Annotated in this window: 9 protein-coding genes and 2 tRNA genes; 9 read left to right on the top strand and 2 right to left on the bottom strand. The window is 59.7% G+C overall.

Features of this window, described 5'->3' with window-relative positions:
* Nucleotides 1-18: 18 nt before the first annotated feature.
* Nucleotides 19-1,080: a DNA polymerase IV gene (gene dinB / locus AC07VO_RS21310; RefSeq protein WP_018926942.1), complete on the bottom strand. Its 1,062-nt coding sequence runs from the start codon at nt 1,078-1,080 to the stop codon at nt 19-21.
* Between the two features lie 301 nt (nt 1,081-1,381).
* Between dinB and AC07VO_RS21305 the strand changes: the two genes are divergently transcribed.
* From AC07VO_RS21305 to AC07VO_RS21285, 5 genes are all read left to right on the top strand, one after another.
* A tRNA-Met gene (locus tag AC07VO_RS21305) sits at nt 1,382-1,458 on the top strand.
* Between the two features lie 221 nt (nt 1,459-1,679).
* Nucleotides 1,680-1,756: transfer RNA gene (locus AC07VO_RS21300), tRNA-Met, on the top strand.
* A gap of 278 nt (nt 1,757-2,034) precedes the next feature.
* Nucleotides 2,035-4,677 (top strand): bifunctional lysylphosphatidylglycerol flippase/synthetase MprF, encoded by a 2,643-nt coding sequence (gene mprF / locus AC07VO_RS21295; protein ID WP_018926943.1) that lies wholly within the window; start codon nt 2,035-2,037, stop codon nt 4,675-4,677.
* Nucleotides 4,677-5,972: a virulence factor family protein gene (locus AC07VO_RS21290; RefSeq protein ID WP_064619969.1), complete on the top strand. Its 1,296-nt coding sequence runs from the start codon at nt 4,677-4,679 to the stop codon at nt 5,970-5,972. The genes mprF and AC07VO_RS21290 overlap by 1 nt, the downstream gene beginning before the upstream one ends.
* 473 nt (nt 5,973-6,445) lie before the next feature.
* On the top strand, nt 6,446-6,772 hold the full coding sequence (locus tag AC07VO_RS21285; RefSeq protein WP_086944782.1) for a DUF3077 domain-containing protein: 327 nt from the start codon (nt 6,446-6,448) through the stop codon (nt 6,770-6,772).
* Between the two features lie 61 nt (nt 6,773-6,833).
* Here the strand turns inward: AC07VO_RS21285 and AC07VO_RS21280 are convergent, their stop codons facing one another.
* Nucleotides 6,834-8,735 carry a potassium transporter Kup gene (locus AC07VO_RS21280; protein ID WP_018926945.1) on the bottom strand — a complete coding sequence of 634 codons (1,902 nt, stop codon included), beginning with the start codon at nt 8,733-8,735 and terminating at the stop codon, nt 6,834-6,836.
* Nucleotides 8,736-9,025: 290 nt separating this feature from the next.
* Between AC07VO_RS21280 and rimO the strand changes: the two genes are divergently transcribed.
* The 4 genes from rimO to AC07VO_RS21260 all read left to right on the top strand — a co-directional run bounded on the left by rimO (nt 9,026) and on the right by AC07VO_RS21260 (nt 12,347).
* Nucleotides 9,026-10,363 carry a 30S ribosomal protein S12 methylthiotransferase RimO gene (gene rimO / locus AC07VO_RS21275; protein WP_018926946.1) on the top strand — a complete coding sequence of 446 codons (1,338 nt, stop codon included), beginning with the start codon at nt 9,026-9,028 and terminating at the stop codon, nt 10,361-10,363.
* 125 nt (nt 10,364-10,488) lie between these two features.
* Nucleotides 10,489-10,962: a GNAT family N-acetyltransferase gene (locus tag AC07VO_RS21270; protein WP_018926947.1), complete on the top strand. Its 474-nt coding sequence runs from the start codon at nt 10,489-10,491 to the stop codon at nt 10,960-10,962.
* A gap of 128 nt (nt 10,963-11,090) precedes the next feature.
* The gene (locus AC07VO_RS21265) at nt 11,091-11,801 is read left to right on the top strand and encodes an rRNA pseudouridine synthase (RefSeq protein WP_019647851.1); all 711 of its coding nucleotides are present in this window, start codon (nt 11,091-11,093) and stop codon (nt 11,799-11,801) included.
* 75 nt (nt 11,802-11,876) lie between these two features.
* Complete coding sequence (locus tag AC07VO_RS21260) at nt 11,877-12,347, top strand: YehS family protein (RefSeq protein WP_018926949.1); 471 nt, start codon at nt 11,877-11,879, stop codon at nt 12,345-12,347.
* The last annotated feature ends 64 nt before the right edge of the window (nt 12,348-12,411 follow it).

Raw genomic sequence — 12,411 nt, 5'->3', positions numbered from 1 at the left:
TCTTTTGATTTTAAAATCTCACCGCTCAAACAACTCCAACTGTTCGAACCCGCCCCGCAAATCCTCCAGCCTCACCCCAATCCCCAACAACCGCACCGGTTTCCCGCCGCGATTGAAGGCCTGGGTCAACAACAGCTGATAACTCCCCAGATCCCGCCCTGCCCCGGCCTGCTCCAACGTAGTCTGGGTAAAATCGTGGAATTTCACTTTGACGAACGGTTTGCCCGGGCGATAGCTGCTGTCGATCCGCGCCATTCGGCCATTCAGGGACTCCAGCAGCTCCGGCAATTTATCCAGACAACTCACCAGATCCGGCAGGTCCACGTCATAGGTGTTTTCAACGCTGATCGACTGCCGACGACTGTCGTTGTGCACCAACCGCTCATCGATCCCACGGGCCAGGCTCCAGAGTCGCTCGCCGAAGCTGCCGAATTCACGCACCAGCGCCAATTTGTTCCACTCGCGTAATTGCGCGCAATCGATGATGCCGAGCTTGCCCAGTTTGTCAGCGGTCACTTTGCCAACACCATGCAGTTTGCTCACCGGCAAGCCGCTGACAAAGTCGTCCACCTGATCAGGCGTGATCACAAATAGGCCATTGGGCTTCTTCCAGTCGCTGGCGATCTTGGCAAGAAACTTGTTCGGCGCCACACCGGCCGACACGGTGATGTGCAACTGATTGGACACCCGGCGACGAATATCCTGGGCGATTCGCGTGGCGCTGCCACCAAAATGCGCACTCTCCGACACGTCGAGGTAAGCCTCGTCCAGGGAAAGCGGCTCGATCAGGTCGGTATAATCGCGAAAGATCGTATGTATTTCCTTCGACGCTTCTCTATAGGCCTCCATGCGCGGCTTGACGATGGTCAGGTCCGGACACAGTTTCAAGGCATGTCCGGAAGACATGGCCGAGCGCACGCCATACGCCCGCGCTTCATAGTTACAGGTAGCAATCACCCCACGCCGATCCGCCGAGCCGCCCACCGCCAAAGGCTTACCGGCCAGGCGCGGGTCGTCACGCATCTCGATGGCGGCATAGAAGCAATCACAATCGACGTGGATGATTTTTCGCTGCGTCATATAAAAGCGGTGTTCATGGCGAAGAAATGAAGTATCGGCGTGTCGTACCGGCAGTATCTCACTGACACCTGTATATAGCACCAGTAGTCTGAATCTTCTTTTCAAGCGGTAGGAAAAGTACCGGAGGAATTTATTTTCTCAATCGAAAGCCACCTACCGATAGAGCCAAAAGCCTTGCCCTGCCTGCGTTTCAGCCCGATCCACACCCTCTGTTTTCACCTAAGCGATTGAACAGGAACAGATTTTACCGAGATTGAAGGTTGACAGCCCGGCGATCCTCTGTAGAATGCCGACACACAGACGCGGGATGGAGCAGTCTGGTAGCTCGTCGGGCTCATAACCCGAAGGTCGTCGGTTCAAATCCGGCTCCCGCAACCAAACATCGAAAAAGGCCACTCGAAAGAGTGGCCTTTTTTGTGCGTGCCTGTTTTATAAAAAATCAGCGTTTCATGCTTTACCGAGCAGAAACGAGAAATCCTTCTGATTCCGAAACTTAGCGTTCCTCGGCGACCGTTCAGCGCTGATTCTGGTTTATTTGACCCATACTTGGATTAACGGTTGACACTACGGCGTTCGCCTGTAGAATGCCGCCACACAGACGCGGGATGGAGCAGTCTGGTAGCTCGTCGGGCTCATAACCCGAAGGTCGTCGGTTCAAATCCGGCTCCCGCAACCAAACATCAAAAAAGGCTACTCGAAAGAGTGGCCTTTTTTGTATCTGTTGAAAAAGTCCTTTCGCAACAATGATCTGTCACTGTGCAGTGAGCCGTTCAGGGTCGCCAGACTGTGAGTTCAGACCTAGGCTGAACCGCAAGGAAAACCCTCGACGACTGGTGATGCGCCATCGCCGATACCCGGTGAGACGCGTTAATATTTGTGATTATTTTTTTCTACAGGGATTGGTAACTTGGCTGGATACCCCCATCCTGTCGCGCACAATCCAAGAGGTGATTGATGCGCGCCAACTCGTCTGATCCACAAGACACCGTCACAGCGACACAACCGATCAAAGCTGAGCGTCTGCGCTTGCTGGATCGAATCAGCAAATACCGTCAACCCATCGGTCTGGCGGTCACTTTGCTGCTGTTCGCCATCGCGCTGATTGCCTGTCGTCACCTGCTGAGCGAACTCGATCTGTACGCGCTGCACGACTCGATCCTGGAAGTGCCGAGACCGGCCTTGCTGGGAGCGTTAGGCGCGACCGTCGTCGGCTTCATCATTCTGCTGGGTTACGAATGGTCGGCCAGCCGTTATGCCGGCGTGACACTGGCGCCGCGAGTCGTGGCGCTGGGGGGCTTCACCGCCTTCGCCATCGGCAATGCCATCGGTCTGTCGCTGCTGTCGGGGGGCTCGGTTCGCTACCGTCTATATGCACGGCATGGCGTGGGGGCTTCGGAAGTCGCGCACATGACGCTGTTTGCCAGCCTCTCGCTCGGCTGCGCCCTCCCGCCCCTGGCCGCCCTCGCCACCCTCAGCAACCTGCCCGCCGCCTCGCTGGCCCTGGGTTTCTCCGAGACGTTGCTGGGTGCGATTGCAGGGGCCGTGCTGCTGCTCGCCACGGTACTGGCGATCGGTATCTACCGCCGTCGTTTGCCGGAACAGCCTTACCCGGACAACCTGCTGGTCAAGGTCGGCCGCCGCACCTTGCGCCTGCCGGGCCGCCGCCTGACCTTCCTGCAACTGGTCATCACCGCCCTGGACGTGGCCGCCGCCGCGACAGTGCTCTATCTGTTGCTGCCCGAAGCACCACCCTTCGGTGCGTTCCTGCTGGTCTATCTATTGGCCCTGGCCGCTGGCGTGCTCAGTCATGTACCCGGCGGTGTCGGGGTGTTCGAAGCGATTTTGCTGGCGGCCTTCGCCGACAAGCTCGGTGCCGCGCCACTGGCTGCCGCCCTGCTGCTCTACCGCCTGATCTACGTGATCTTGCCGCTGCTGGTGGCTTGCGTACTGCTGCTGATCAACGAAGGCCAGCGCCTGTTTCAGACACGCCAGACGCTACGCGCCGCCTCAGGCCTGGCCGCGCCGATTCTGGCGGTGCTGGTGTTCCTGTCCGGCGTGGTGTTGCTGTTCTCTGGCGTAACGCCGGAGATCGATACGCGCCTTGAACACATCGGCTTTCTGATCCCGCATCGACTGGTCGACGCCTCGCACTTCGGCGCCAGCCTGGTGGGCGTGCTCTGCCTGCTGCTGGCTCAGGGCTTGCGTCGCCGCCTGTCGGCCGCGTGGATGCTGACCACCATTCTGTTGTTGGTCGGCGCCGTGCTCTCTCTGCTCAAAGGCTTCGATTGGGAAGAAGCCAGCCTGATGACCCTGACAGCAAGTTTGCTGGGGGTTTTCCGGCGTTCGTTTTACCGTCCCAGCCGCCTGACCGAGCTGCCGTTTTCGCCGCTGTATCTGGTGTCGAGTCTTTGCGTACTCGGCGCATCGATCTGGTTGCTGCTGTTCGCCTATCAGGACGTTCCGTACAGCCATCAACTCTGGTGGCAGTTCACCCTCGACGCCGACGCCCCGCGAGGTTTGCGTTCGTTGCTGGGTGCCGCGGTGCTGCTGGTGGTGGTGTCCCTGACGTGGCTGCTGCGTACCGCGCGTCCGATAATCCACCTGCCAACCTCCGATGAACTGGAGCGCGCGGCTAATATCCTCATGGCCTCCTCCCAACCGGATGGCGGCCTGGCCCTGACCGGTGACAAGGCGCTGCTGTTTCACCCCAACGACGAAGCGTTCCTGATGTACGCCCGCCGTGGCCGCAGCCTGGTAGCGCTGTATGACCCGATCGGCCCGACCCAGCAACGGGCGGAAATGATCTGGCAGTTCCGTGACCTGTGCGATATCCATCACGCTCGCCCTGTGTTTTATCAAGTGCGTGCCGAGAACCTGCCGTACTACATGGACATCGGCCTGACCGCGATCAAGCTCGGCGAAGAAGCCCGGGTCGACCTCAAGCGTTTCGATCTCGAAGCCAAAGGCAAAGAGATGAAGGACCTGCGCTACACCTGGAACCGTGGCACCCGTGACGGCCTTTCGCTGGAGATCCATGAGCCGGGGCAAGCGCCGATGGACGAGCTCAAGGTGATTTCCGATGCCTGGCTGACCGGCAAGAATGTGCGCGAGAAAGGCTTCTCGCTTGGGCGTTTCAGCGATGACTACCTCAAGCACTTCCGTGTCGCGGTGATTCGTTTCGAAGGGCGCCCGGTGGCGTTCGCCAACCTGCTCGAGACCTACGGTCATGAACTGGCCAGCCTCGACCTGATGCGCGCACACCCCGACGCCCCTAAGCTGACCATGGAATTCATGATGGTCGGCCTGATTCAACATTATAAAAATCATGGATACGCGCGCTTCAGCCTGGGCATGGTGCCATTGTCGGGGTTGCAACCCCGGCGCGGCGCACCACTGACCCAGCGCTTGGGCTCGATGGTGTTCCGCCGTGGTGAGCAGCTGTATAACTTCCAAGGTTTGCGCCGCTTCAAAGACAAGTTCCAGCCTGACTGGGAACCCCGTTATATGGCCGTGCCCGCCGGACTCGATCCGCTGGTGGCCCTGGCCGACACTGCCGCCCTGATTGCGGGCGGCTTGACTGGATTGGTGAAACGCTGATGATTCAACGCTCCCTGCGGTACGTACTGGCCACACTGGTAGTGCTGGCCCTGATTGTCGGTAGCGGTTACTGGTACCTGAAACGCCCGGCACCCGAACCGACCCTCGAACTGCTGACGCCAGCCGATGGCGCCGCGATGACCCGCGTCATCCCCGGCACCACGCCGCGCGCGCAGGTGCTGGTGGCGGTCAATGAAGAGCAGAAGCTCAGCGATAAACAATTGATGACCCTGAGCCGCAGCGGCTCGGCGCAGATCGTCCAGGTGATCCTGCCCAAGGACTGCATCCAGCAAAGTCGCGCTCTGCAGGCAGGCCTCAGAGAGCTCAAAGGCCCGGCAACCCTGGTCAGCGGCATCGGCCCTGGCGCCGTGCTGGCGTGGCGCTGGCTGGCCGAGCAGAAGGACGACAAGGCCCAGGCCATTTCGGTTGACCTGGCCCTGGAAAAACCTGGCTGCACTCATCTGCTGCCAAAAAGTGCCGCCCACGGTCACTGGCTGGTGGCCTGGAACGACAACCCGGACGACACCAGCGCCGGCTTCGTGCGTGACCAGCCCAACGCCGAAACCAGTATCAGCGACTACGACATCAACCTGCCGCAAGTGCTGAACAACGAACTGCGCAAAACCCTCGTCGGTGGCGATAAAGCCGCTGGCGGCCTGCAGATTCCGGTGGTCGAAGTGCCAGCCGGCCAAGCCAAGGACACCGTGACCCTATTCCTCTCCGGCGACGGCGGCTGGCGCGACCTGGACCGCGACGTGGCCGGCGAGATGGCCAAGATCGGCTACCCAGTGGTCGGCATCGACACCCTGCGCTACTACTGGCAGCACAAGAGCCCGGAACAAAGCGCCCTGGACCTGACCGAACTGATGCAGCACTACCGGCAGAAATGGGGCACCAAGCGCTTCATCCTGACCGGCTACTCATTCGGCGCCGACGTTCTGCCAGCCATCTACAACCGCCTGCCGGAAGCCGAACAGCAGCGGGTCGACGCAATCATCCTGCTGGCCTTCGCCCGCACCGGCAGCTTCGAGATCGAAGTCGAAGGCTGGCTCGGCAACGCCGGCAAAGAAGCCGCCACCGGCCCGGAAATGGCCAAGCTGCCGCCGGCGAAAGTGGTGTGCATCTACGGAGAGGAAGAAGTCGACGAGAGCGGCTGCACCGACAAGACCGCCGTGGGCGAAGCGATGAAACTGCCTGGCGGCCATCACTTCGACGAGAACTACCCGGCGTTGGCGCAGCGATTGGTGGATGCCATCGTGAAGCGTCAAGCGAAGGAGACGGCGGCTCAGGAGTGATCTGAGTCCCCGTACACAAAAAAGCCCCCGACACCTTATGGTTGCGGGGGCTTTTTCATTAGCACGCAATTTAACCGCACCACAGGGGGCTGCGCTGAACTCAGATAAATGGGGACATGTTTAGTCTCGTTTACAGAAGGTGTCACAATATCGGATGACGCCCGCAGACCTTGTAGGCAAACTCCGAATCTTTCTTTTTGGGCACTTTGCCGTCTTGTTGCGTTTTTCTTCGACGGGATACTCTCGGACGTCGCTGACCATTCAGCGATCGGGCTTGGAAACCCGTCGGATACTAGCCGCAACAGCGCCCCTTCATGATTGCATGCGTTTTTTGTGATCATGAGTTATGGCAGCTGTGCGTGGGACGCCCTCGGGCGTGCCGGTTTCCTAGTTCCCGGTTTCCAACCTGCGTACAGCTGTCACCCATTCGCTTGGAAACGAATGAGTCAGCTCCTCAACTAGGATTTTTGACTATGACTAAAATTGATGTTTCCGCGATTTCAGAACTAAAAACCCTCGGCTTCACCCCTCTCATCTACTGCTCGGATCAGGCGCTATTCAACGTCCGCGCCGGCGTCCCCATCGTTGATGCATTGTCACAAGCCTCCGACCTGCTGTTCCTCGCCAGATCATTTACCGAGGATGCAGCCTACGCAAAAGACACCGACCGCCACGCCTGGGCCGCGCATTATTTGACGGCGATGAGTAAGGCGGTGATTGATGATGTGGTGAAGGTGCTGACACCGCGACCCGCCCGAACAAAGACCGAATCTGAAGAAGAATTGCCTGAAAGCAAGTAAAGGCACAGACACAAAAAAGCCCCCGCTACCTTCATGGCAACGGGGGCTTTTTCATGGGGGCTTACATCTCGACCTGGGTACCTAGTTCAATCACCCGGTTCAGCGGCAGATTGAAGAAACGCAGGTTGCCATTGGCGTTTTTCAGCATGAAGGCGAACAACGCCTCGCGCCAGCGGGCCATGCCTTCGAGCTTGGAGGCGATGACTGTCTCGCGGCTGAGGAAGTACGTGGTGCGCATCGGGCTGAAGTCCAGGTTATCGAGATGACACAGCTTCAGTGCTTGCGGCACGTCCGGCTCGTCGGTGAAACCGAAGTGCAGGATGACCCTGAAGAAGCCTTCGCCGTAAGAATCGACCTCGAAACGTCGTTGCGGCGGGACGCGCGGGATGTCTTCGTACACCACTGTCAGCAACACCACTTGCTCGTGCAGCACCTGGTTATGCAGCAGATTGTGCAACAGCGCGTGGGGCACGGCATCCGGGCGAGCGGTAAGGAACACAGCGGTGCCCTGGACCCGATGTGGCGGTTGCACACGGATACTGCTGATAAAGATCGGCAGCGGCAGCCCGCCTTCGTCCAGGCGATCCACCAGCAGTTGCTTGCCGCGTTTCCAGGTGGTCATCAGGACGAACAGTGCGATACCGGCGATCACCGGGAACGCGCCACCCTGAACGATTTTTGGCACGTTGGCGGCGAAGTACAGACCGTCCACCAACAGAAAGCCGAGCAACACCGGGACCGCAAGAACCGGTGGCCACTTCCACAGCAGCAGCATCACCGCCGACACCAGAATCGTGGTCATCAACATGGTCCCGGTCACCGCCACGCCGTAGGCCGAGGCCAGGGCGCCGGAGGACTCGAAGCCCAGTACCAGCAGGATCACGCCGACCATTAGCGCCCAGTTCACCGCGCCGATATAAATCTGCCCTTGTTCGGCACTGGAGGTGTGCTGAATGCGCATGCGCGGAATGTAGCCGAGCTGGATCGCCTGGCGGGTCAGGGAGAATGCACCGGAGATGACCGCTTGCGAGGCAATCACCGTGGCCATGGTCGACAACGCGACCAACGGGATCAGCGCCCAGCTTGGCGCCAGCAGATAGAACGGGTTGCGGGCCGCTTCCGGATCACCGAGCAGCAATGCGCCCTGACCGAAGTAGTTCAGCACCAGTGCGGGCAACACCAGGATGAACCAGGCCCGAGCGATCGGCTTGCGCCCGAAGTGGCCCATGTCCGCGTACAGCGCCTCGGCACCGGTTAACGCCAGCACCACGGCACCAAGAATCGTGATCCCCATGCCTGGATGGTCCATGAAGAAGCGTACGCCCCAGACCGGGTTTATCGCCTGCAACACTTCCGGGTGTTGGTTGATGCCGTACACGCCCAGCGCGCCGAGTACCAGAAACCAGGTGACCATGATCGGCCCGAACAGAATGCCGATCCGGGCCGTACCATGACGCTGGATCAGAAACAGCGCCACCAGCACGATCAACGACAACGGCACCACCCAATGGTCGATGCCTTCGAAGGCCAGCCCCAGCCCTTCGATCGCCGAAAGAACGGAAATCGCCGGGGTGATCATGCTGTCGCCGTAGAACAGCGCCGTGCCGATCAGCCCGCAGACCACCAGCAGCGTGCGCAATTTTGCATGCCCCCCCGCCGCTCGTCGTGCCAGCGCGGTCAAGGCCATGATCCCGCCTTCGCCCTGGTTGTCGGCACGCAGCACGAACATCATGTATTTGATCGACACGACCCAGATCAGCGACCAGAAGATCAGCGCCAGAATGCCCAGCACGCCGTCATGGTTGACGGGCACGCCATAGCCACCGGAAAACACTTCTTTTAGGGTGTACAACGGGCTCGTGCCGATGTCGCCATAAACCACTCCGACCGCCGCAACCAGCATGCTGATCGGCTTCGCCGCCGAATGTCCGCCGGCTATCGCCTGACTACTTGCCTGCCCCATCCATCACTCCTACTACTCAGATCCGGGCTTCTTCAAAGAAGCACTATGATTTGTGGTGCAGCATGCACTGTTTTACTTGTTGTTACAGACGATTTATTGACTGTAAAAAATCGGTAAAGCGTAAAGGCGCGAAGCATAGCGCAGCACTCGTCGTATTTCCCTGCATAAAGCTGGTCAAGTGCGCCGCCCATCGTTAGAATTGCGCACTTTTTGACCAGAGGGTGCAACATAGCGCCCGTCTGTCGCCTTGCCGTCATCGGCTGGAGGCGTCACAAATACCGAGGTTAGACATGTCCACCACTCCTGCGCCGGCCAATCCAAAGGTTGGCTTCGTATCCCTGGGTTGCCCGAAAGCACTGGTCGACTCCGAGCGCATCCTTACCCAGCTGCGCATGGAAGGCTATGACGTTGTGTCCACTTATCAGGACGCCGACGTCGTGGTGGTCAATACCTGCGGCTTCATCGACTCGGCCAAGGCTGAGTCCCTGGAAGTGATCGGCGAAGCCATCAAGGAAAACGGCAAGGTCATCGTGACCGGCTGCATGGGCGTCGAAGAAGGCAATATCCGTAACGTGCACCCGAGTGTGCTGGCCGTGACCGGTCCGCAGCAGTACGAGCAAGTGGTCAACGCCGTGCACGACGTCGTGCCGCCGCGTCAGGATCACAACCCGCTGATCGACCTGGTGCCGCCGCAAGGGATCAAACTGACCCCGCGCCACTACGCCTACCTGAAGATTTCCGAAGGCTGCAACCACAGCTGCAGCTTCTGCATCATCCCGTCGATGCGCGGCAAACTGGTCAGCCGCCCGGTCGGTGACGTGCTCGACGAGGCCCAGCGCCTGGTCAAGTCCGGCGTCAAAGAGCTGCTGGTGATTTCCCAGGACACCAGCGCCTATGGCGTCGACGTGAAATACCGCACCGGTTTCTGGAACGGCGCGCCGGTGAAAACCCGCATGACCGAACTCTGCGAAGCCCTGAGCACCCTCGGCGTCTGGGTTCGCCTGCACTACGTTTATCCGTACCCGCACGTCGACGAGCTGATCCCGCTGATGGCCGCCGGGAAAATCCTGCCGTACCTGGACATCCCGTTCCAGCACGCCAGCCCGAAAGTCCTCAAAGCCATGAAACGCCCGGCCTTCGAAGACAAGACCCTGGCGCGCATCAAGAACTGGCGCGAAATCTGCCCGGACCTGATCATCCGTTCGACCTTCATCGTCGGCTTCCCCGGCGAAACCGAAGAAGACTTCCAGTACCTGTTGAACTGGCTGACCGAAGCCCAGCTGGACCGCGTCGGCTGCTTCCAGTACTCGCCGGTCGAAGGCGCACCGGCCAACGATCTGGACCTGGAGATCGTTCCGGACGACGTCAAGCAAGACCGCTGGGATCGCTTCATGGCGCACCAGCAGGCCATCAGCTCGGCACGCCTGCAAATGCGCATCGGCCGTGAGATCGAAGTGCTGGTGGACGAAGTCGACGAGCAAGGCGCGGTTGGCCGCTGCTTCTTCGATGCCCCGGAAATCGACGGCAACGTGTTCATCGACAACGGCAGCAACCTGAAGCCGGGCGACAAGGTCTGGTGCAAAGTGACTGACGCCGACGAATACGACCTGTGGGCAGAACAGATCTAAACGCAAAAAATACGAAAAGCCCTGCTCTCTTGACGAGATGCGGGGCTTTTTTACGTCTATCGTTTTGTGGGAGAAAAAACTCGCAGCCTTACGGGAACGGCTCTTAACAGAAGGAGCAAGCGGCCATGCGCCAACATTCGGTCATTTACACACCGAAACAGAGCGACTACGAAGAACTCACCCGCGTGTGGGAAGCCTCGGTGCGCGCTACCCATGACTTTCTGCCCGACAGCTACATCGAACTGCTGAAGAACCTGGTCCTGACCCGCTACCTCGACGCCGTCATGCTGATCTGCACCAAAGACTCGCGCCAGCGCATCACCGGGTTCGCCGGCGTGGCAGCGGGCAAGATCGAAATGCTGTTCATCGATCCGGATCACCGTGGCCAAGGCCTGGGCAAGCAATTACTGCGCTATGCCCTGGAACACCTGAACGCCGATGAGCTGGACGTCAATGAGCAGAACCCACAGGCCCTGGGTTTTTATTTCAAGCAGGGCTTCGAGGTGATTGGTCGTTCGGAGCATGACGGCATGGGCCAGCCTTACCCGTTGCTGCACATGCGTTTACGCCAGGGCCAGCAACTGGCGCGCAATGGCTGACACACCATGGCGCCATGTGGGAACGGGCTTGCTCGCTCCCACATTAAAAACACATGAGGCAAATGGACCCGCGATTAACCGGCGCCAGGCAGGTACAATGCCCACCCCTTTTTTGTTACGGCCCTGTCATGACTGACCCGATTCGTCTCTCCAAACGCCTCATCGAACTCGTCGGCTGCTCCCGTCGGGAGGCTGAGCTGTTCATCGAGGGCGGCTGGGTCACCGTCGACGGTGAAGTCATCGACGAGCCGCAGTTCAAGGTCGACACCCAGAAAGTCGAGCTCGACCCAGAGGCCAAGGCCACTGCGCCGGAGCCGGTGACCATCCTGATGAACGTCCCGGCGGGCATGGACGCGGACAGCGCCATGGCGACCCTCAGCGCCGCGACCCTGAGCGAAGAACACCGCTACGGCAAACGTCCGCTCAAGGGTCACTTTCTGCGCCTGACCGCCAGCGCCGACCTGCAGGCCAACGCCAGCGGTCTGCTGGTGTTCACCCAGGACTGGAAGATTCTGCGCAAACTCACCGCCGATGCCAGCAAGATCGAGCAGGAATATGTGGTCGAGGTCGAAGGCGACATGGTGGCTCACGGCCTCAACCGCCTGAACCACGGCCTGACGTACAAGGGCAAGGAACTGCCGCCGGTCAAGGCCAGCTGGCAGAACGAAAACCGTCTGCGCTTTGCCATGAAAAACCCACAACCGGGCGTGATCGCCCTGTTCTGCCAGGCCGTCGGCCTCAAGGTCGTCGCCATCCGCCGCATCCGCATCGGCGGTGTGTCCATCGGCAAAGTGCCCGTGGGGCAATGGCGCTACCTGTCCGGCAAAGAGAAGTTCTAAGGCTTTTCCCGCCGCCATACATTTCGGCGCCGCAGCTTCATGCGGCGCCCACAGCGAAATATCAGGACTGCACACATGATTCATAACGACGTACTGCGCAGCGTGCGCTACATGCTCGACATCAGCGACAAGAAAGTCATCGAGATCATCAAGCTCGGCGGCATGGACGTCACTCTGGAAGACCTGGTGACATACCTCGACAAGAAAGAAGAAGACGAGGAAGGTTTCGTACGCTGCCCGGACGAAGTCATGGCGCATTTCCTCGATGGCCTGGTGATCTTCAAGCGTGGCAAGGACGAAAGCCGTCCGCCGCAGCCGATCGAAGTGCCGGTGACCAACAACATCATCCTGAAGAAGTTGCGCGTCGCCTTCGAACTGAAGGAAGACGACATGCACGCCATCCTCAAGGCCGCCGAGTTCCCGGTGTCCAAGCCTGAGCTGAGCGCGCTGTTCCGCAAGTTCGGCCACACTAACTACCGCCCGTGCGGCGATCAATTGCTGCGCAACTTCCTCAAGGGCCTGACCCTGCGCGTGCGCCCGCAGTAAATCGCGCCGCGCGCCCTGTAGGAGCCGGCTTGCTGGCGATGGCGATCTTGAGAACGCCATCGCC

It is taken from the genome of Pseudomonas sp. GW821-FHT03E01 (assembly GCF_059420765.1).
Note: the sequence above shows the minus strand (reverse complement) of the source record. Positions and strands in the feature narration are given on the sequence as shown.